Here is a 22,930-nt window from a genome sequence, read left to right on the forward strand (position 1 = left end):
AAAGGGACCAAAACCATTACCATGATAGGAGCATCTAATCATGGAGGTTATCAAAATGGAGCTTATGAAAGCAGATGTAACCGTCATAGGTGGAGGAATTGCCGGGATATGTGCTGCCATTGCTGCCGCACGCCAAGGGCTGCAGGTTTCACTTATCAATGATCGGCCGGTGCTTGGGGGAAATGCGAGCAGTGAGGTCAGAGTTCATATCAATGGGTCTGCATATCTCGGAAACAGTCCATCCTATTATGCTCGCGAGGGCGGGTTGGTGGAAGAACTCAAACTGAAGATCTTTCATTACAACCCGTTATACAACAAGAAACTTATGCTTTCACTTTCGGATACGGTGTTATTGGACATGGTTTATGATGAGCCCAACATTTCTCTATTCCTGAATACATGTGTGCATGAAACAGGCATGGAGAACGGCAGAATCAAATGGGTGGAGGGCCTTCAATTGGCTTCCGAAAGAAAATTTCGTTTTGAAAGCTCAACCTACATCGATTGCTCCGGGGATGGAATTGTTGGATACCAAGCAGGTGCTCACTTCCGATGGGGAAGAGAGGCGAAGCATGAATACCAGGAGGAGCTCGCTCCAGAAGTGGCGGATCATTACACCATGGGTGATACGATTCTGTTTCAAGCCCGTGACGTAAACTATTCCGTTCCTTACACAAAGCCTGGCTTTGCGTATGATATTACGAAGCTGGAGTTTTTTGATAGTATCAGAAAAGGATTAAACCATCGGTCTTTTCCAAGGAAAATTAACGGGCTTGGCGGATTGTGGTGGCTGGAATACGGCGGACATATGGATATTATCAAGAATAATGAAGACATCGCATTGGAACTGCGGAAATTGGTGTACGGGATCTGGGATTATATCAAAAATAGCGGTGAGTTTGATGATGTAGACAATCTCATTCTCGATTATGTATGCCCGATTCCGGGAAAGCGAGAGTCGAGACGGTTTATAGGGGAACACATGCTGTCTCAGAACGATCTTACAGCAAAGCCTCATTTCGAAGATGCGGTATCCGTCGGAGGCTGGTATATGGATCTGCATGCAAATAAAGGCATCTACGATGAGGGACCGGCCACAGCGTGGAATTTTGTGCCGGGATTGTATAATATCCCGTTTCGCAGCTTGTTTTCACGTAATATCCCTAATCTCATGTTCGCTGGCCGTAATATAAGTGCTACCCATGTTGCTTTTGGGTCTACAAGGGTCATGGCAACTTGTGGTTGTATGGGGCAGGCGGTAGGAACGGCTGCTGCGTTATGCGTAAAATATGATACAGACCCTGCGGACATAGTCAAAGCCCATATGGTTGAACTTCAGGCGCAGCTGCTTCGAGACGGGCAAACGATTGTAGGCTTTCAAGAGCCGTTGGATCCATATTTCGCTGACGGATTAACGATTCGTGCCTCGTCTCAGCGAAGCTATGAACAACTTCATCCAACCGAAGAGATCTCCTTGGAAAAAGCGTTATGTTTGGTCTTGCCGATCCAGACATCCGTAGCAGAAAGCGTGCAGATCAAAATTAAAAATAGTTCCGGGTATTCGGAAACGTTGCATGTGAAGCTGTTTGGCGGGGATCGAAAGGAAAATTATATTCCCACCAGCGAGCTGAAAGGTTACAATTTGGTGATTTCAGCGGGTCATGATGACTGGATTACACTGGACCTCCGCTGCAAGAAGCCAGCAGACGACAAAATCTACATCGTATTGGAAGGTACGGAGGGCCTTACTGTACACAGCAATGAAGAGAGAATGACTGGAACCGTTAGCTTTCTTTATAGACCGGAAGAGCCATCCAGGCTAAAGAAGCTTAATAAGAGCATTTGCTTCAAGGAGCTGATTCCATCCCAGAATATGTATAATCCTGCGAATGTCGTCAACGGCTTCTCCAGACCTTATGGTCTGCCGAACGGCTGGATTTCGGAACGTACGGAAGGACAGGAATGGTTGGAATTTGGTTTTGCAAGCCCCAAGAATCTGGATGAAATCCATCTTGTTTTCAATTCGCAGCTTAATTTGGAGCATTTCGACGATCCAATCGAACCACTGATCCAAGATTATGATGTGACCCTAACGTTAGAGGATGGAACCGAGAGTGCAATTAAATTCCGCGGGAATTATCTTTCGTTGAACAAACATCAGGTGCATGCACAAGGTGTAACCCAAATCCGGTTTGATTTTTGTGCTACCTATGGTTCGCCTTATTATGAAGTGTTTGCTGTAAAACTTTTTGCTCCTAAAAACGCTAGGTGAGGGCGGGTGAAGTCACGATGAAGGAATTTTTCCCTCGAAGAGGGCTGCCTAATGTCATTCAAAAGTTGGAAAATGGAGAAACAGTAACCATTGTCTATTTTGGCGGCAGTAATACACGTTCGAAAGGATACAGGGTCATGACGGCGGATTGGCTGCGAGGGCAATATCCGCATGCCGATATTCGCGCTGTGAACGCAGGCATTGATGGGACAGGATCGGACCTCGGCTGTGCCCGTTTGGAGACAGATGTACTGAGTCATCAGCCTGATCTCGTATTTGTTGAATTTGTTGGTAACGATGGCGGAGTTCCCGAATCCAAGGCGCGGATCGAAGGCATTGTCCGACAGATTCGCAAGCGGAGCCGGTTTACCGATATCCTGTTTGTATATACGGTTAAGGAGCGGGATTTGATCTCATTTCAATCCGGCGAATACCAGAAGGGCGCTCTTATGCAAGAGGAAGTCGCCGACTATTACGGCATTCCTTCGATTCATCTGGGCGTAGCGGTCAGTCGATTGGTTTCGGAAGGAAAACTTATTTTTACTTCAAGAGCAGACGTGTCTATCCCCGGAGCCGTTATTTTCACGCATGATTCGATCCATCCAACGATTCCCGAAGGACATCAGATTTACACAGATACAATCACCAGGTCATTTGAGAAAATGAGCGAACTTCGAGATCACCCGGGAAAAGTGGAACATCATTTGCCACAAGACACTTTGGTACCGGCCAATCCTTGGGAGTATGCAACCATGCAGCCACTGGATTATCTTACTCATTTTTCCGCAGGGTGGTCTTACATGACCTCTGATGATTTTCCTTTAGTGCGTGAGTATGATTGGTTGTTCCCCGGTTTATGGCGAGCAGTTGATGCCGGAGAGGCGATCACAGTGGAGTTTGAGGGAACCCACATCGGCTTATTTGATATCGGGGGGCCAGATTCTGGCAGATTGAAGGTGTCGGTGGATGGAGGGGAACCCTTCCTTATTGATCGATTCACGCCCTACAACGATCATAATCGAAATCAATATGTTTTCTTGCCGGATCTACCCAATGGGAAACATACAGTTCGCTTCGAGATCGATCATGAGAAAACTGACAAAGCGGCCGTGTTTGAAGCTAGCGGCAATGAACGAAGTATGGAACATGTTCGACAGCATCCAGCTTGGTATGATCAAACGGTCATTCAGCTTGGAAAGTTGTTATTGGTGCAGCCGCCATTATAATTGATTAGTCCTCATGGGACACTCGGAAGACCTATATTCTATCTGACTGCAACTGAGCAATCAATTAGGATGTAGGTTTCTTTTTTTACTTAAAATCGTATAAGAAATTCTTAAAATGAAAGAAATTTCACCGTGATGTAACATGCTAAGATAAAAACGACAGAGTGGGACTAGGCAGAAGGCAACTTTCTTTGGAAGCGTTATCATTATGAGGAGAGGCTGTGAATTGTATGGTCAAAAGGAAGCTGTTTTTCTTCATCGTTTTCATGTTGACGATCGTAGTTCCTTTCAGCCTGATCGGTATAAGGGCCGCTTACGCGGAGACCTTACCTTATCAGACCATTATCATCGATGACGGGAGTATTAAGATTAATGATGTTGTGACACCTGATGCGGGTAACGAGAACAATGGATATTCGGCTCCAAATTGGACCACAAGCACAGGAGTGAAGGGGTATGATCTTTCCAGCACCAAATATACAAGTACAGCAGGCAGAACGATAACATGGAATCCACGCTTGGAAGCAGGAACGGCGAAAATATCTTTCTATAAGCTGGATTGGGCGGATAAGGCTGATAGCAATGTGAAAATCGAAATTGTTCATAATGGAACGACGGATGTAGTCTTTATGGATCTGAGACCCTCATCTGGCGCACCAACGGGATGGGTTGATTTGGGAGAGTACTATTTTTCTGGAGTTGGTGAAGAATTCGTTCAATTGACCCGATCTACCGGCACCACAAACACGATCCTTACACGTGCGGATGCGGTCAAGTTCGAAGGGAATATAAGGCAGAAAGAGCCACATAAGACAATCATCATTGATGATGGGAGCCTCACAATTGATCATGTCGTCACTGTTGATTCAGGCAACGTCAGTAACGGGTTCTCCGCTCCTTATTGGACGACAAGTGCAGGAGTGAAGGGATACAATAATTCCAGTTCCAAATTTACAGACGCTGTAGGTAGAAGCATTACCTGGAATCCACGCTTGGAAGCAGGGACGGCGAGAATATCGTTCTATAAGCTGGATTGGGCGGATAAAGCAGATAGTAATGTGAAAATTGAGATTGTTCATAACGGGATTACAGATGTTAAGTTTATGGATCTTAGACCTTCGTCAGGTCCATCGGTTGGATGGGTGGATCTGGGGGAGTATGAGTTTAGTGGTGATGATAGCGAATTTGTCAGGCTGACTCGAACGCAGCCTTCTACGGGTACAATTATTACGCGGGCTGATGCAGTCAAGTTCGAGGGGAATATCCGTCAACAGGCACCACCGTTGCCCCCGCTGCGGAGCCGCACATTAACGAATCTCAGTTACACAGAGAAAGGCAGCATCGAAAATGCAAACTACAAGGCAACCTTCTATGATGCAGTATGGGACGAAGGTAAATCCATCGTTCGTGACATGTTCTACAAAAACACGGAGACAGGGAACTGGGTTCCAATCAATAATGAATCGGAAAGACTTGAGGAACAATGGGTTTTATTGGACGGGAATGCGGGGAGCCGAACCAATTACTATGATACGATGAACAAACGCTGGATTACATTCGACGGGGTCCATTTTCCCGACAGCCAGACGGCGGTATTAACCGATTCTACGCACGGCAGTGATTACGATTTTGAAGTGAACTGGTCCATGGCAGGGGATAAACCAGATGTTTCTTTTGCCTTTACACCTCGTCGCGACGGCAATTATGTGATTGGATATCAGTCCTTCACAACAGAGGCAGTCTCGGGTATCAATGAAGTGTTAAATGGATTCAGGTCACATGCCAAAATGGTAGGTACGGTGGAATCAACAAGTTTAAGAGAGCTGAGCGCTCCGATGAGCCTGGTTGAGAAAAATGATGGTGCGGGAAATCTAATGACGTATGGTATATTTGTACCTTCGGCAGAGCTTCCGGTTGAATTTGAACCGACGGGAGGCGTGACGAAACAACGGCTTGGCATGAGCCTGGTCAACAACGAAGGCAGTGTGCAGCCCATCCTTTACGCTCCTCAATTAGGGACTTATTCGCAAATGACCGCAGAAAGCACCTATCAATTTCATATGGGGCTAATCGCTCAAAAAAGCAATCTGTATGAGTCCTACGCGGATATACTTCGCAATGAGTACGATTATTCGGCATACCGGGAAAATGTGTCAGATCAGTCGCTTACTGACGCGATGTTTAATATGATTGATCTCCTTAAAATTGAGCCGCAAGGGGATGACTCTGTTAATTATGTCCCATCACCCAGCGGGTGGTGGAGCCGTGCCAAGGGTTTTATAGATATCGAAAACGAAGATAGCGTCCGAACAAGCTCAAATGCGGTTCTTTTGGGAGCTTATTATTTAACTGGGGATGACCAGTTATACGATACGAGAGCACTGCCGTCCGTCCAGTATGGCGTATCGCGAAATGGTATTGGTTGGTCGCCAACGCAGAAGAAAGTATACGGTGTGCCTTCCTTATGGAAAATGGCTACTCTGCCGTTTGATGTTTCAAGCGTAGCCGCTGTCAATCAGATGATGAGCACTTCGGCAGGAATTGGGGCGCTGGCACAGGAAGAGTACCTCGTACGTGATCCTGACCAGAAAGACCGTGGGCCTGTCATTCAGCCTCTGATGATGTATCGGATGACGGGAGATGCGCAGTATTTGCAAGCTGCGAAGGATGCAGCCGATAGTTATATCACGCAACATATCGATACGCCTGCATCTGTCGATGTGAGTAAAAATGAGTTCATTTATTATTATAGCAAGCTGTGGATGGAGATCTTGGAGCTATATGAGGAAACGCAGGATCCCAAATACTTGGATGCCGCCTATAAGGAAGCCAAACGGTATGCAACGATGTTTGTTGCTCGTCCAGTTCCTGAAGGTAACGTTACGATTCCTCAGCCGGAGACATATAATTACGCGGAGTCGTTCCATTGGCCGGAAAGTGGGAAATTTCAATATCCTAGGCTCAAGCTTCCAGAAGATATTGCCGGAGGCGTTCAAGCGGAGCGTTGGCTTGTTTCACCGAGCGGACTGACGTTTGAAGCAGGAAGTACCACCGGCTATTATCGGATGAATGCTCAGGAAGCTCCGTTCATGCTGAGATTGTCGCTTTATACAGGGGATGAACTGCTGCAGGATATTGCTCATAATGCGGTTATTGGACGATATTCCAGTTATCCAGGTTATTATTATAAAGGCTTCGCCGTTAGCCAACTTGAACCGGACTTTCCTCTGGAAGGCCCAAGCGGGGCTACATCCATCTATTATCACCATATCCCGGGGCAGCTCGGGCAAACGATGGATTATTTGATCAGCGAACAATCATTGAAATCGAACGGCAGTATTACGTTTCCTTCCGTATTTGAAACGAATTTTTTATGGTTCAAATATCACCTCTATGGGAATAAACCAGGTCAATTTTATGGTAACTCCGACGTTTGGCTATGGATGCCCAAGGGGATTATTAAGACCAATCATCCTCAATTAAACTGGATAACCGGTGAGAGCGGGGATAAATTCTACATCGGGTTAAGCAACGCATCTTCAGATGAAGTTCAGACTCCAATTGAATTAAATGAACAAATTATTGGGTTCAACCCGGCACAGGATTACACCGTAACGATCATCCGCGACAATGGTACACCAGAACAAGCAGTTATGAGTGGTGGAATCATTCAAGCCACGGTTTCAGGCAAGGGCATCACCGCGATCATTGTAGAGGGACTTGATATTGATGTACCGTTGCATCAGGTCAGAACGGCAGATACATCGGATGCAAGTTATTTCTTTGATACCCACAGTCCAATTGATGCGGTTAAAGGCATGCTGATCGTTAAGCCTGACGAAACGGTTTATGATGCTTATGTGCAGGCCAAAACGACGAAACCAGCGACAATCCATTATTCCCTGGATGGCGGGGCAACGTACACAACCGTGCCAGATACGATATACCCGATGGAATGGTCTATACGGGTGAATGATTTATCCCAAACTTTCACGTATTACGTGGAATCGGAGGGGAAACAGACCCGTAAGCGGACACTCTATCTGCCGGATCAGGTATCGGAAACTCCAGTTCAACCCGATGGGCAGGATAGTTCAACCATCATCGTGGATAATACGGAGGCGGAGACAGAAGGCGTCTGGATAAGGGATACGACGGCTAACGATTATTATTATGATAACTATGTGTATGCCAAATCTACGACCGGCACAGCGACAAGCAAAATGAGATGGCGGCCTGAGCTGCCGGAAAGTGTCACTTACAGTGTGTATTATAAGATTCCGCAAATCACGGCTGCGAGTGAAAATTGGGCAACAAATGTCTCATTTACCGTTTATCATAGCGGAGGCTCCGATACGGTGACAGTTGATGAGACAACAGCGAATGGTACTTGGGTGCACCTGGGGGATTATCCTTTTGCTGCAGGCGATAGCGGGTACGTGGAACTAACCAATAAGGCCAATAAGTCCAGAGTCGTTGCCGATGCAATCATGTGGGTGGACCCAAACAGGGTACCGCAATTGGAGTCTGCTGTGATCCTGTCCGATCGGAACGAACTGCAGATGACTCAAACCGCACAACTGAGCGTAACCGGTTATTTGGATAACGGTTTGGTCGGTGATCTTACACAGGCCGATGTGCAGTATTTCGTTGATCGTACGGATCTGGCCGAAGTGAATAGCAGTGGGGTGTTGACCCTTCTCGATCTCGATGGGGACACGGATCACATTGAGGTATGGGCTACGGTCACGATTGACGGTGTGACCTTAACCACACCGCCTTTGAACATCACGATCAGGGACCTAACGGTTATCGTGGACAGTACAGATACAACTGGGTTATACACGACAGAAGGGTCGTGGAGCCAAAGCAATTTAGCCGGATACAAAATTGGGGTTAAATCCCGCTATTCAACAGTTCAAGGTTCATCAGCAACGTGGAAAGGCCAGTTCCCAGAGGGGAAATATACGGTCTCGATCTACAAGCTCGTCCATACGACGGGAAACGATAATAATGTCAAAGTGGAAGTGAAACATAAAGCGGGTACCGAGGTCACCTATATCGATGCAACGGTCGGCTCATCAGGTTGGGTTAATCTAGGGACGTTCGACTTTACGGGTGACGGCAGCGAGTATGTCCGGTTAACCAGGGTTACGCCTACAACGGTAGACCCGCCAACACTTCCTGCGGATATGATCTATACGAGGGTTGACGCTGTTATGTTCGAACGACATTCCGAGGATTCGGAGCCGCTTGCCAATGAGGTGCCAGTTAAACCGACACTTTCTGAATAATGGCAGTGAATTATGAATGGAAGTGGAACAACGGTAAGTGACGTTATACAAATGATTGTAAAATAACGCTAAGAGCCGAGTGGATCAAAACGATCCATTCGGCTCTTTATGTCTAGGTGCAAGAAAGTGTGTTTACAAGGAAATGCAGTCGGCCGCCTTCCTCTTACCACCCATAAATCACTTAAGTTTGCCAAATCCAACTTTTTTGGATTCCCGTAAAAAAATTGCCGCTTTCAGATTATGTTTCGTCACACTCAAAACGTTTCTCTAGACCCACACAAATCATCAATGATACCATCATAAACGTGCTAGAATTGAAGATTGCAGGAGGATATCATGTGGATCAACTTAAATACGATAATCTAAAGCTGGGGGAGCGCGGAGCTATCATCAGCATTATCGCCTACATATGTTTGACCGTATTAAAACTGATTGTTGGCAATATGGCCGGATCAGAAGCGCTCAAGGCGGATGGATTAAACAATGCCACCGATATTGTGGCCTCAATAGCTGTACTGATCGGTTTGAAGCTTGCCCAACGCCCAGCCGACACAGATCATACATATGGTCACTGGAGAGCAGAGACCGTTGCGTCACTTGTTGCTTCTTTCATTATGATGGCAGTAGGTTTACAAGTACTGTTTCAAGCCATTGGTTCTGTGTTTCAGGGTAAACATGAATCTCCGGATATCATCGCTGGGTACACAGGCATTTTCTGCGCAGTTATCATGTATCTGGTCTATCGCTATAACAAGAGACTTGCTACTCGTATTAAAAGTCAGGCAGTCATGGCTGCAGCTCGAGATAATATCTCCGATGCCTGGGTGAGCACCGGTACGGTCATTGGGATCGTGGGTTCCCAGTTCGGCCTCCCATGGCTGGACCCTGTAACGGCTGTCATCGTAGGTTTTCTGATCTGCAAGACCGCTTGGGACATTTTCAAGGAAGCCACACATCATCTCACGGACGGTTTTGATGTTGAACTGATTCAGGAATACAAAAAAACGATTGCCGGAATTGACAGCGTAGAGACGGTTAAAGACGTGAGAGCTCGGAACTATGGCAATAACGTTGTAGTAGACGTTGTCATAACAGTTGATGCAGAGCTGGATCTTCAACAAGCACACGATATCTGTACAGATGTGGAGAATGAGTTGATGGAGGAGCATGACGTATACACCGTTCACGTTCATGTGGAACCTGATATGTTGGAAGAGTGCATTTAAACTCAGGATTATAAAAGAGAGACTCGGCAAAGCAAAAAAACCAGTGAGCTTTACTCATTCACTGGTTTTTTACTGCTTTCAATTGTTCATTTTTAAAAGAATACGCGCGTTATTCATCCCATACATGACTATCTCGGCAAATTGTAGGTAATCAGATTGTTATATTTATCCGCATGTTTCTGTTCGTCCAGGATGATTCCCCACACCGTATCCTTATAAATGCCATAAGGGAGACCAAACCATATTTTTCTATACTTTTCCACGGCGGCCAATTCACCATGAAACGCCTTTTGCAGTCCGGCAAGATAAGAGGTGACCGTCTCAACCGGCTCACTGCTTATGCCCGTAATCTCCTGACCTGTCAGATCCTTGTACATTTGGCGGAACATTTGATTATGTCCTCGTTCATCATTGCGGATGCTCGTGATGATGGCAGCCTGATTGGCATCGGGTGACAACTGAATCAGTGAATCATAGAACACCTCATCGTTTCGTTCTCCTCGCACAGCTGTTTTGATTAATTCAAGTGCTTCGGCTGATGATGTTGCCCATACCGGAGTAAAAGTGTACCTGTAACCATAAGGATATGCCACATACATTACGAATCCCTCCAAGACGAATATGAGTTAAGATATGCACGTATGCCCATCAGCGTTAACCCATATCATCTGTCCTGCCTTATTAGGGGAAAGCTTCAGTAAAACTTCACTTGGTATACCTCAATATTTTACTGTAACCATAAGCAAGAACAAATGGCAGGAGGTATGACAAAAAGGTCCAAAGGATGTTCCATCCATTAAAATAAATGACATGCCCCATCATTTTGGCAACCCATTCGATTAATGTCAGCGACAATGATGCAACAAGAATCGCCAACCATGGCTTGGCACCTTTGACGATAATGGCATACATCATCAAGCAGCCGGCAATCGGATAGATTCCAAGATCCATTGGGAGAGCAGCCAAGGATTGATTATGAGTATTCGGAAGAATATTCCAGAAGTAATTGAACCCGATATTGTTGATGCATGCTGATACAGCCACACCAAGTGGATAATATAGAATAAGGATTTTAAAGTTCCGACGCAGAATCCATACACCCAATATAATGGGAATGACCATACCGAGCAGAATGTTCCCTAACATGCTTTTCTCCTCCAAAGCTTGTTACTTCTATAGCTCACAATAAGTAGCATCACTCCGTTGTTTTCTCCTCCAGAAGACGATCGACCTTATCTGTGAGTGCATCCAATTTTTTGTCATAATGCTTGTACGTATAGAACCCAATGACTGCTTTGACTGCAAAAAAGAGCACCGCAGCAATGACAATGAGAATATAGTTGTGGGCAATCTGCCTTAACCAATCGTTAACTGCATTTATCGGATTTCTCTCCCTTCAATGCGAGCGTGTTTTGTATAAGGTAACCAACTCCATGGGATATAATGCATATTAGCAAATTCCGAACAGGCGTACGCCATACTCGAAGTGAATGGACAAGTTTCGGTCATGAAAATATGAAAAAAATCCCTTCTCTTCGGATGAAAGAAGAGAAGGGATGATCCTAAACTATTGAATTATTGGTGCTTGCTGAGAATATCAAATATGATCTTGGCATTATCTGTGTTGTCGATCAAACCGGCGAAGCGATGACTTGCCGGACCGTAGGCATAGACCGGAACATCTTCACCTGTATGTCCACCTGTTGTCCAGCCCGTAAATGAACGGTTATCAATAATCGCTTCAATGGCATTATCAATCTTTGTTACATCCGCACTTTTGGCCGCTTCTTTCACCCATTGAATCTCTTCCGGTTTCAACTCCAGTTTGAGATAACTTTTCAGTGTTTCTTCAACCGAAGCACCTTTTGCAATTTGTGCTGCCATGAAGTCAGGTGTGCGCAGTGCAGCTTTGATTGGATCTACGAAGAAGTTGTATTCTCCGTCTTTTCCAAGCGTAAGCCCGCCCGTGGAGTGGTCGGCAGTAGCTACGACAAGTGTTTCACCGTCTTTTTTGGCAAAATCAATAGCTGCCTGAAATGCTGCTGCGAAATCATCCATTTCACTCATAGCACCAACGATATCATTATCATGTCCTGCCCAGTCGATCTGGCTGCCTTCGACCATTAGAAAGAATCCTTTGTCATTCGAACTGAGACGATCAATCGCTGTATTGGTCATCTCAGCCAATGATGGAGTTGCAGCAGTACGATCAATCAACTTGTCCAGACCTCCGTCCGCAAACAGTCCAAGAACTTGTTGATTCTTATCAGCAAGGAGAGAGGAACGATCCGTCACATAGCTGAAACCGGCCTTCTGGAACTCCTTCGTCAGGTCACGACCCTCGCGTACAAAATTGGATTTCCCTCCACCAAGAAGTACATCCACCTTATGCTTGCCATTAATCAACTCATCATAATAATCGTCCGCAATTGCATCCATATTTTTTCGACTGATATCATGGGCACCAAATGCAGCTGGTGTGGCATGAGTGATCTCCGATGTAGCCACGAGTCCGGTGGCTTTGCCGTTTTCTTTGGCCTGCTCAAGTACGGTTTTGACTTCCTTCTGCTCAGGGTCAACCGCAATGGCCGCATTGTATGTTTTCACACCCGCCGACATAGCCGTTGCTGCGGAAGCGGAATCCGTCACATTTTGTTTATCATCATCCGGATAGGTCATTTGTGCCCCAACAAGATAAGGGTCAAATACGGTTTTGTCCATGCCCTTCGTTGAAGGATCATCTTTCATATAACGGTAGGCGGAAGTATAAGAGGTCCCCATGCCATCCCCAATGAGGAAGATGATGTTCTTGATTTGTTTTTTCTCCACACTTACAGCTTGAACCGCACTTGCTTGTCCTGCAGACAAGAGAGTAGAAGCCGATACAGCCAGAGTCAGCGCTACCGCTGGTAATACTCTTTTGGATAATTTCACAATGATTCCTCCTCGTAATATCTCAACAACAAAAATGAATGCATGAGTCTATATTCATTTGTTCATCATTAAGAAGATTAGCATTTATTTGTAAATGAAAACCAAGAATTTTGTATACCTGAGGTAAAATAAAGGCGATATTTTAATATTCTTTGCATGAGGAGTAAGCCAAACATCCCAATCAAAGTAAAATGATCCCGGCGAAAGATTCACATGATCTGTGCCATACCAAATCACAAAAATATACTCATTCCGCTGGTTTTGAAGTATGATACAACATATGTAGAACGCTTTCATTTTTATATTTACTGTTAGTATAAAATCAATTTCACTTTCAGGAGGCTCTTTACCATTGACCAAAACAACTCCAACTTATGATGGGTATCTCTTTGTACATTTTATTGGCGAACAACCAGACGGAGAGCAGGTTTATTTCTCCTATAGCGAGGATGGTCTTCACTGGAAGGATCTTAATGGCGGATCTCCTGTGCTGTTTTCCGACCTTGGAGAAAAGGGGGTACGGGACCCGTTTCTGGTTCGTTCAGTCAAGGAAAATAAATTTTATCTGATTGCTACGGATCTCCGCATCGCAAGCGGCAAAGGGTGGACTCATGCCGTTAATGCCGGGAGTCGTGACGTAATCATATGGGAATCCAGCAATCTCGTGAACTGGTCATCCCCATGGAACGTTACACTAGGTGTTGAGGGCGCTGGATGTGTCTGGGCACCGGAAGCTGTGTATGATGAAATGGCAGATGAGTTTCTTGTATTCTGGGCTTCTGCGACGCAGGAACCTCAGGAGCAAGAACAAAAACAAAAAATATACAGCGCTCGCACAAAAGACTTTCGTACGTTCTCCGCATCGGAAAAATACATTGAGCGGGATAATCATATTATTGATACAACGATTCTTCCAGCGGATGGCTCTTATTATCGATACTCCAAGGATGAAACAACCAAAAACATACGGGTAGAAAAAGGAGACTCTCTCGACAAAGGGGCGTTTGTTACACTTCAAGCTCCGGTACTGGAGGCTGTGGCAGGTGTGGAGGGACCTCAAATCTTTAAATTCAATGACCGGGAGGAATGGTGCCTGATTGTTGATCGATTTGCTGAAGGAAAGGGTTATCTTCCTCTGCTGACTACAGATCTAAGAAGTGGAGAATTCCGAATCGTCCCTGATGGTGAATTCGATATGGGAACGACTCAAAAGCGGCATGGAAGTGTCCTGCCAATCACAGCTGAGGAGTGCAGCCGGCTTCTCGCGGCTTTCGGGGATGGTCATCAAGTGCTCCCCGGACAATATGCCGATCCTGATATCGCACAGTTTGGGGATCGTTACTATATGTATCCCACAACAGATGGCTTCGAGGGGTGGTCGGGGACAAAGTTCAAAGTGTTTTCTTCTTCAGACCTGAAGCATTGGCAAGATGAAGGTGTTATCCTTGATCTGGGAACAGAGGATGTAGCTTGGGCAACCGGTAATGCCTGGGCACCGGCAATTGCCAGCCGAAACGGAAAGTTCTATTTTTATTTCTGTGGCAAAATGCTGAACGGCGAGAGTGCCATTGGCGTTGCTGTAGCAGATACACCGATTGGTCCATTCCTGGCCGAGTCACAGCCTTTAATCACAATGGAGCAGTTGAAACGTCTGGGCATCACCATGGGTCAGGCCATTGATCCCTCCATCTATGTCGAAGAGGATGGAAGAACGTATCTGCTATTTGGCAATGGACATGCTGCCATTGTGGAGCTTGGTGAAGACATGATAAGTGTCGTAGAGGACACAATGAGCAATCTGGCGGGCTTGCATGATTTTCGTGAGGCTGTAGCCGTGTTGAAGCAGGGTGGACTTTACCACTTTACGTGGTCCTGTGATGACACAGGCAGTGAAGACTATCATGTTAATTACGGTACGGCAGAGCAGCTATATGGTCCAATTACCTATCGATACCCAATCCTGAGCAAAAATGTGGAGAAGGGCATGCTGGGCACAGGTCATCACTGTATATTTAATGATTCTGAAACCGGTCAATACCAGATTGCCTATCACCGTTTTGTAACACCACTGTCCAGATTCTCCTCTGGAAAGGGGTATCACCGCGAAATATGTATGGACCCGCTTCTTTTTGGTAAGGACGGACTGATTCAGCCTGTTATACTCTAATATAAGACGTTCAGTTAAATCACTATTTTATGAAGATCTGATACAACATGATTGCCTGTCAGGTATCGCTTTTAGCGGTTTTGGCAGGCATTTTTATCATCCACCTGAATCAAATCAAAGCCGTAGGGTTGAGCGGGTATGAACTTATTGAACGCATTCACTCGAGAATACATTTGACATGAGAATCAATAAATCGTATTATTACGATATAACGATTTAGGAGGAATACCTTTTGAACACTCCCGCTTTTGACAGTAATAACATTAAACAGTTCGATGAACCTGCTAATCTGCTGAAAGCTTTATCTCACCCCATTCGTTTATGCATTGTGCGGGGACTGATGATGAAAAAAAAATGTAATGTTTCTTATATGCAGGAATGTCTGGATCTTCCCCAATCAACAGTCTCACAACACCTCCAGAAGCTTCGTAGTGCAGGTATTGTTGCTACGGAGCGGAATGGACTTGAAGTGAACTATGTGCTTGCCGATCAACGGGTTGAACAGATTATTAAAACTTTATTTGAAAAGGATGATTGTGAATCATGAGCAAAAAAGTACTTATTGTTGGCGGTGTAGCTGGAGGTGCTTCTGCAGCTGCACGTCTTCGCCGTCTGGATGAACATGCCGAGATTATTATCTTTGAGAAGGGACCCTATATCTCATTTGCCAATTGTGGCTTACCTTATTATATAGGTGGCACAATCGATGATCGAGAGCGTCTGCTGGTGCAGACGCCAAAAGGGATGGCAGATCGCTTTTGTATCGATGTGCGTACAAGAAGTGAGGTCGTAGCTATTGATTCGCAGCAGCGAGTGGTTAAGATACAATCCCAGGAGCGCGGTGCATATGAAGAAAGCTATGACGAGTTGATATTGTCACCAGGTGCAAAACCGATGATTCCCGATCTGCCGGGTAAGGACAATCCACTAATCTATACCGTACGAAGTATTCCTGATATTGATCGGATCAAAGAACAGGTAAGTTCTTCTAACAACCAGTCTTCGATCGTCATAGGTGGTGGATTTATAGGCGTAGAAATGGCTGAGAATTTAAAGGAAGCTGGTCTGGATGTAACGCTTATTGAGGGGAACGCACAAGTACTCACACCATATGATCCCGAGTTAGCAGCCGCATTGGCACAGGAAATGGAGAATCATGGTGTAAACCTGCTGTTTTCCAAGCGTGTTCAGGGATTCCATTCCCTAGAGCAGGGCATAGGGGTTGAACTTGCGGATGGTCACACGCTGACTGCTGACATGGTTATTCTTGCGATAGGCGTAACACCAGACACCTATTTTTTGAAAGATAGCGGCGTTTCGCTGGGTGCACGTGGACATATTATCGTAAATGAAGCCTTGGAAAGTAGTGTGCCACATATCTATGCTGTTGGGGATGCGATCGAAGTAACGGAAACCATTCATGGTACGAAGGCAACGATACCACTTGCCGGACCTGCCAACAAACAAGGTCGTATTGTTGCCGACCGTATCGCAGGGCTTCAATCTACCTACAAAGGAACACAAGGTACGTCCATTATCAAAGTATTTGGAATGACCGCAGCTACGACAGGCAGTAATGAAAAAACACTACAGCGTCTCGGCGTGGACTATCAAACCGTTATCGTACACCCTGCTTCTCATGCATCGTATTATCCGGGTTCAAGTGCGATTACTCTTAAACTGCTGTTTACTCCGGAAGGCAAAATTTTAGGCGCACAAGCAGTCGGTTATGATGGAGTGGATAAACGAATTGATGACATTGCTGTAGCCATTCATTTTGGAGGACATGTCCGGGATTTGACAGAGCTTGAACTGAGTTACGCGCCACCTTATTCTTCTGCCAAAGATCCCGTGAATATGGCTGGATATGCAGCAGAGAATATGATCACCGGACGTGTTCAGACGTTCACCTATAATCAACTGGCTGATCGTCAGCCGGGGCAGTCGATACTTCTGGATGTTCGCAGTGAAATCGAGCATCAAAATGGTCATATTCCAGATTCACTCTCTATTCCAGTTGATGAGCTTCGTCAACGTTTAGATGAATTAGACCCTTCCAAAGAAATCTGGCTATACTGTCAAGTCGGCTTACGTGGTTATACAGCTTCGCAAATTTTGCATCAGCATGGTTTTAGCGTAAAAAACCTGAGTGGTGGTTATAAAACATACCGACAAGCCCAATTTAAGCCTGCTCCATTTACTGCTACAACACAAGAGCAGCATGATCCTGTGATAGACGCGAACGAAAAGGAGTCTATTCCCACTGACTCAGTACAGCCGCAACGTATTGATCATGAGTTGAACGTATGCGGATTAAGTTGTCCTGGTCCCCTGATTCAGGTTAAGCAGAAAATGGATCAACTCTCAAACGGAGAAACCCTTCGTGTGAAAGCTTCCGATCCAGGCTTTTATGAAGATGTCAAAGCCTGGGCCACGATGTCGGGTTCCACAATCTTGCAGTTGGAAAGACTGAAAGGCGGTACGATTGAGTCTGTCATTGCTAAAAATACAGCACAACCCGTATCCGAATCCCCCATCAGTGATCCAGCCAGCACGATGGTTGTGTTCAGTGGCGATCTGGATAAAGCGATCGCTTCACTCATTATTGCAAATGGGGCCGCAGCCAGTGGACGGAAAGTAACCCTATTTTTCACGTTTTGGGGATTGAGCATTATTCGCAAGCAGCAGCCGCAGAAGTTATCCAAAACAATGATCGGCCGTATGTTTGATATGATGTTACCTCGTGGGAGCCAGAAGCTTGGCATGTCCAAAATGAATATGCTCGGAGCAGGCCCGAAGATGATCCGTGGTTTGATGAAAAAACATCATGTGCCTTCATTGGAAGAATTGATTGAGAGCGCAATTGCACAAGGAGTAGAGATCGTTGCCTGCCAAATGTCCATGGATTTAATGGGAATTCAGCGTGAAGAATTAATAGACCAAGTTAAAATTGGTGGTGTCGGTTACTATCTTGGACAAGCATCACAAGCCAATCATAATCTGTTTATTTAAAAAATATTCACAAACTCCAAAAATCGTTGATTCGAATTCGAACCAACGACTTTTGGAGTTAATCATCAAGTAAACATTGACTTCATTTTTTTGATATTATAATATAAGCATACACTTATATGTAGTTGAAGGAGGAAGTGCTATGGATTCTATGCAAGAGGTAGCGGATAAGCTTAAATTGCTGGGTGATAAAACACGCCTTACGATCCTTACACTCCTCAAAGAACGTGAATGGTGCGTGTGTGAATTTGTAGAGATTTTAGACATGTCACAACCTGGAATTAGTCAACATTTGCGCAAGCTGAAGGATCAAGGCTTGGTTAAAGAAAATAAACGTGGTCAGTGGGTATACTACTCTTTAAATGTAGAGAATACACCATATATTACATCTGTCCTGGATTTGATGCCGGATACAGCAACTATTCTTAAATCGTTAAATAAAGAAAACTTTACTTCAGAGTGTAATTAATTTTTGATCATTATATAAGTATATCATTATATACAAATATAAATAAAGCTGAACTGAAAGGGGGTGTATGGTTTTGTTTTCTACGCTGTTAGCCTGCATCATCTTTTTGATTACACTTGTACTCGTTATTTGGCAGCCTAAAAACCTGTCCATTGGTTGGTCTGCTTGCGGAGGAGCAATCCTTGCTTTACTTGTGGGTGTGGTCAATTTGGAAGATGTATGGGATGTGACACAAATCGTATGGAATGCCACGCTTGCTTTTGTCGCAATCATTCTGATCTCATTAATTCTGGATCGTATTGGCTTTTTTGAATGGGCTGCCTTACATATGGCCAAAGCCGCTCATGGCAATGGTGTACGAATGTTTGTTTACGTCTCCATCCTGGGAGCGGTGGTTTCTGCTTTCTTTGCCAACGATGGAGGCGCACTGATTCTGACACCGATTGTTCTAGCCATGGTACGTGCACTGAATTTCGATGAGAAAAAAGTATTCCCATTTATTATCGCCAGCGGATTTATTGCGGATACAACTTCCTTGCCGCTGGTTGTAAGTAACCTGGTCAACATTGTGTCTGCCGATTTCTTTGGTATTACGTTTATGGAGTACGCAGGAAGGATGATTGTTCCAAATCTGTTCTCGCTGGCGGCGAGTATCGGTGTACTGTATCTCTTTTTCCGCAAGAGTATTCCCAAACGTTTTGATGCCAGTGAATTGAAGCCTCCGTTATCTGCCATTAAGGATATGAAAATGTTCCGGTTGTCGTGGGTGGTGTTAGGGGCTCTGGTTATTGGATACTTTACCAGTGAATTTATCGGCATTCCCGTATCTTTTGTGGCAGGTATTGTCGCGATATTCTTCCTGATCATGGCTTCCCGCAGTTCAGCTGTACCAACTACATTGGTTGTCAAAGAAGCGCCGTGGGCCATCGTATTTTTCTCCATCGGCATGTATGTCGTGGTTTATGGTCTACGTAACGTGGGTTTAACGGATCTTCTAGCCGTGGTCATTCAGGTTGTGGCGGATCAGGGATTGTTTGCTGCAACGATGGGTATGGGCTTTATTGCGGCAATCATTTCATCCCTGATGAATAATATGCCTACCGTGTTGATTGATGCGCTTGCCATTGATGCAACAACGGCTACAGGAACGGTTCGGGAGGCACTCATTTACGCCAATATTATTGGATCAGACCTGGGTCCCAAGATTACCCCGATTGGTTCACTTGCGACCCTGCTTTGGCTTCATGTGCTGAGCACCAAAGGTGTCAAAATCTCATGGGGCACTTACTTCAAGACAGGTATCTTAATCACCATTCCGACTCTGCTTATTACGCTAGTGGGTCTGTATCTGTGGTTAAGCATTCTATAAAAGCAATCTATAAAAGCAATCTATAATTCAAACAACGAGGAGACGATGGACATGAGTAAAAAAACACTGTACTTCCTGTGCACAGGCAACTCTTGCCGGAGCCAAATGGCCGAAGGCTGGGCCAAGAAATATCTAAGTGAGGACTGGAACATCTATAGTGCAGGAATCGAGGCACACGGTCTGAATCCAAAAGCAGTGGAAGCCATGAAAGAAGTTGATCTGGATATTGCTACTCAAACTTCCGATATCATTGATTCAGAGTTGTTGAACAATGCTGATTTCGTAGTCACGTTGTGTGGGGATGCCGCAGATAAATGTCCAATGACGCCTCCACATGTGAAACGGGAACACTGGGGATTTGATGATCCTGCCAAAGCGCAAGGGTCTGATGAAGAGAAGTGGGCCGTATTCCAAAGGGTTCGTGACCAGATCGGGGAGCGTATTAAAACATTTGCTGAAACCGGAAAATAATACAAACCTGCCTGAGCAGGATAATTGAATGCGTACCGAGAGAATGCCACAATCAGTGGCATTTTTTTGTTCAAAAAAAATGAACGTTTCATTCAGAAACGGTTTTTGACTTGCCCATAACAGCAACATAGAGTGATGACAAGGACGGTGGTTAATTTTATATAAAAATGAGAAGCATATACACCCTTGACTTTCCCCTGTACGGGAAACTATATACTCGCATTATGTTAATAGATTGGAGATGATATGTTGTTCAAAATCAGTGCGTTTTCCAGACTAAGCAGGGTCTCATTAAAAACACTGCGTTATTATGACCAGATTGGCATACTTAAGCCGAGAAAGGTAGATCACGATACGGGTTACCGTTACTATTCCGCAGATCAGCTCCTCGAGCTCAACCGAATCTTCATTTATAAAGAATTGGGGTTCACATTGCCACAAATCACACAGCTGTTACAGGAACATATTACATTGGACAATATTCAAGGCATGTTTAAGCTAAAAAGAAGCGAAATTCAGCAAATTATCGATACGGAACAAGCCAAACTCGTCCGAATTGAGGAACGCATGCAGCTTCTAGAGGAAGAGGGGCACATTGAAACCGGGCAAGAAATTCGAATTAAAGAGGAAGGTGCTCGGCAGTTTCTTTTTCAGACAGGGTGCGGGAGGGAAGAGGAGATCTCGAGTTTATTTCATCAGTTTGATCAGTCATTAACAAAAGAAATGCGCCAACTGATTGACGGACCTCAGGTTGTTTTGTGGAAAGAAATCGCAGGACAAGAGGAAGAATTCGAGTTTGAAATAGGTTACTTCTTAAGCTGTGATCTGCGATCACCTCTCGCCCCATTTCAACTGCGGACTCTTCCTGCCGAGCCCATGATGGCCACCATAGCTTATCGTTCCAATGCCGCCTTTGCCTGTAAAGCCTGTGTTCATCTAGCTACATGGATTGAGAATAATAACTATCAGATCAAGGAGAACGGAGCTGGTAGGGAATTATATTTACCCTTATCTCAAGAACAAGATGTACAGTTTATAGAAATACAAATTCCAATACTAAATAGATAACTAGAGAAGACGGAGTGGATTAAAGTGAAAAATAAATGGATTATATATATCTTGGCATTGGCTGTTTTTCTGATCGGAACCCTTGAATACATTATTACAGGAGTCATTGAAATGATCGCCTCAGACTTGAGTGTATCTACTTCCGAAGTGGGTTTACTGGTGACTGTATTCGCTCTGGCAGCGGCCATTATTGCTCCGATTCTCATTGCAATTACAATAAATATGGATCGCAAGAAGTTACTGTTGTCCACCCTCAGTGTGTTTATTGCCAGTAACGGACTTATGTTTGTTGACCTTTCTTACGAAACTTTACTATGGGTGCGAATTATTCAAGGGGCTAGCGGAGGAGTGGCTACCGTAGTAGCGATGGCCGTATCGACACGACTGGTTGAAAAGGAAAAAAGGGGCAATGCCATCGGCATCATTCTGATGGGGCTCAGCAGTTCGCTAGTGCTCGGTGTCCCATTGGGCACATTTTTTAGTGAAATGTTTGGATGGAGAGTTCTATTTGTAATCATTGGATTGTTAAGTGTTCTTCCATTACTTATTATCTACAAAAAGGTTCCGGCAATCAAAGAGGAAGAAAAGATCACCCTCAGTATGCAGGTCTCCATTTTAAAAAATCCACTCATTCTGACTGCCTTGCTTATTACATTATTGTATATCGGAGGCTATTCAACACTGTTCACGTATATTACGCCTTTCTTGCAAGCTACATCCACTCTTACCATGACCGAGATAAGCGGTGTTCTGTTTCTCGCGGGAATTTGCAGCTTTGTCGGATCAAAAGTGGGCGGACAATTGGCAGATGCAAAGGGATCAAAGTTTACAATTTGTCTAGGCCTTCTGTTACAAGGCGTAACTCTTCTTTTGTTTGCTCTAGCTGGAGTTAATCTTATCATGTTAATCTTGGTTTTAATGATTTTTATGTTAGCAACGTGGAGCATATCTCCGGCCCAGCAACTATATCTGGTTACACTGGCACCTCGTAATCCTGACATCGCCCTAAGCGTAAATACATCATTTATCCAATTTGGTTTTGCACTGGGATCTGGATTAGGTGGGTTTGTGATCAGTCGTTCATCTGTCATGTATTTGAATTGGTTGGGGTTTGGAGCTGTAAGCGTAGCTTTATTTCTTGTCCTAATTCTATTCAAAAGGATGAGAAGTAGGACTGAAAACTCTATGGTTACTGGTGAATAGGTAGGTGGACTGGTTAAGTTACACAGGAGATCTATCTGGCGTTATAGTCCTAATTAGAAAGAGGGAATGTACAAGTCGTACATTCCTTGAAAAATCCTGCCAGATCAGGATGGTTTAACGCATAAACATGATATTGTGCTGCATCCTCGGAGCTGATCCATGGGATCGGTTTATCCGCTGGCACTGGGTAGAAAAGCATCCCATTATGGATGAGACCCG

At 44.8% G+C, this 22,930-nt stretch carries 15 protein-coding genes; 12 read left to right on the forward strand and 3 right to left on the reverse strand.

Annotated features, from left to right (window positions below; all coding sequences use genetic code 11):
* The first annotated feature begins 40 nt into the window (after positions 1 to 40).
* The 4 genes from NST33_RS15495 (at position 41) to NST33_RS15510 (ending at position 10,018) form a co-directional block, all read left to right on the forward strand.
* Complete coding sequence (locus NST33_RS15495) at positions 41 to 2,272, forward strand: FAD-dependent oxidoreductase (RefSeq protein WP_221821263.1); 2,232 nt, start codon at positions 41 to 43, stop codon at positions 2,270 to 2,272.
* Between the two features lie 17 nt (positions 2,273 to 2,289).
* Positions 2,290 to 3,498, forward strand: a complete 1,209-nt coding sequence (locus tag NST33_RS15500; protein ID WP_221821265.1) for an SGNH/GDSL hydrolase family protein — start codon at positions 2,290 to 2,292, stop codon at positions 3,496 to 3,498.
* 230 nt (positions 3,499 to 3,728) lie between these two features.
* Entirely contained in the window at positions 3,729 to 8,792 is a 5,064-nt protein-coding gene (locus tag NST33_RS15505) for a hypothetical protein (protein WP_339303898.1), read from the forward strand.
* Positions 8,793 to 9,130: 338 nt separating this feature from the next.
* Positions 9,131 to 10,018, forward strand: coding sequence for a cation diffusion facilitator family transporter (locus tag NST33_RS15510; RefSeq protein WP_221821269.1), 888 nt, complete (start codon positions 9,131 to 9,133; stop codon positions 10,016 to 10,018).
* Between the two features lie 128 nt (positions 10,019 to 10,146).
* On the opposite strand, the gene NST33_RS15515 is transcribed toward NST33_RS15510, so the two are convergent.
* The 3 genes from NST33_RS15515 to NST33_RS15525 form a co-directional block, all read right to left on the reverse strand.
* Positions 10,147 to 10,617: a ferritin-like domain-containing protein gene (locus tag NST33_RS15515; protein WP_339303900.1), complete on the reverse strand. Its 471-nt coding sequence runs from the start codon at positions 10,615 to 10,617 to the stop codon at positions 10,147 to 10,149.
* A 106-nt stretch (positions 10,618 to 10,723) separates the two neighbouring features.
* Positions 10,724 to 11,164, reverse strand: a complete 441-nt coding sequence (locus NST33_RS15520) for a hypothetical protein (RefSeq protein ID WP_339176722.1) — start codon at positions 11,162 to 11,164, stop codon at positions 10,724 to 10,726.
* 429 nt (positions 11,165 to 11,593) lie between these two features.
* Positions 11,594 to 12,955: an alkaline phosphatase gene (locus NST33_RS15525; protein WP_221821748.1), complete on the reverse strand. Its 1,362-nt coding sequence runs from the start codon at positions 12,953 to 12,955 to the stop codon at positions 11,594 to 11,596.
* A gap of 349 nt (positions 12,956 to 13,304) precedes the next feature.
* Between NST33_RS15525 and NST33_RS15530 the strand changes: the two genes are divergently transcribed.
* The 8 genes from NST33_RS15530 (at position 13,305) to NST33_RS15565 (ending at position 22,711) form a co-directional block, all read left to right on the forward strand.
* Positions 13,305 to 15,119, forward strand: coding sequence for a family 43 glycosylhydrolase (locus NST33_RS15530; RefSeq protein WP_221821274.1), 1,815 nt, complete (start codon positions 13,305 to 13,307; stop codon positions 15,117 to 15,119).
* A gap of 232 nt (positions 15,120 to 15,351) precedes the next feature.
* The gene (locus NST33_RS15535; protein WP_036615511.1) at positions 15,352 to 15,666 is read left to right on the forward strand and encodes a metalloregulator ArsR/SmtB family transcription factor; all 315 of its coding nucleotides are present in this window, start codon (positions 15,352 to 15,354) and stop codon (positions 15,664 to 15,666) included.
* Positions 15,663 to 18,131, forward strand: coding sequence for an FAD-dependent oxidoreductase (locus NST33_RS15540; RefSeq protein ID WP_339303903.1), 2,469 nt, complete (start codon positions 15,663 to 15,665; stop codon positions 18,129 to 18,131). The genes NST33_RS15535 and NST33_RS15540 overlap by 4 nt, the downstream gene beginning before the upstream one ends.
* Before the next feature lie 142 nt (positions 18,132 to 18,273).
* Positions 18,274 to 18,600: a metalloregulator ArsR/SmtB family transcription factor gene (locus NST33_RS15545; protein ID WP_221821278.1), complete on the forward strand. Its 327-nt coding sequence runs from the start codon at positions 18,274 to 18,276 to the stop codon at positions 18,598 to 18,600.
* A 73-nt stretch (positions 18,601 to 18,673) separates the two neighbouring features.
* Positions 18,674 to 19,969 (forward strand): arsenic transporter, encoded by a 1,296-nt coding sequence (locus NST33_RS15550; RefSeq protein WP_339303905.1) that lies wholly within the window; start codon positions 18,674 to 18,676, stop codon positions 19,967 to 19,969.
* A 51-nt stretch (positions 19,970 to 20,020) separates the two neighbouring features.
* Positions 20,021 to 20,440: an arsenate reductase (thioredoxin) gene (gene arsC, locus NST33_RS15555; protein ID WP_339303907.1), complete on the forward strand. Its 420-nt coding sequence runs from the start codon at positions 20,021 to 20,023 to the stop codon at positions 20,438 to 20,440.
* Between the two features lie 249 nt (positions 20,441 to 20,689).
* Entirely contained in the window at positions 20,690 to 21,508 is an 819-nt protein-coding gene (locus NST33_RS15560) for a helix-turn-helix domain-containing protein (protein WP_339308705.1), read from the forward strand.
* 24 nt (positions 21,509 to 21,532) lie between these two features.
* A complete protein-coding gene (locus tag NST33_RS15565) occupies positions 21,533 to 22,711 on the forward strand; it encodes an MFS transporter (protein ID WP_339303909.1) in 1,179 nt (392 codons plus the stop codon).
* Positions 22,712 to 22,930 lie beyond the last annotated feature (219 nt).

It is taken from the genome of Paenibacillus sp. FSL L8-0435 (assembly GCF_037965655.1).
Classification (GTDB): domain Bacteria; phylum Bacillota; class Bacilli; order Paenibacillales; family Paenibacillaceae; genus Paenibacillus.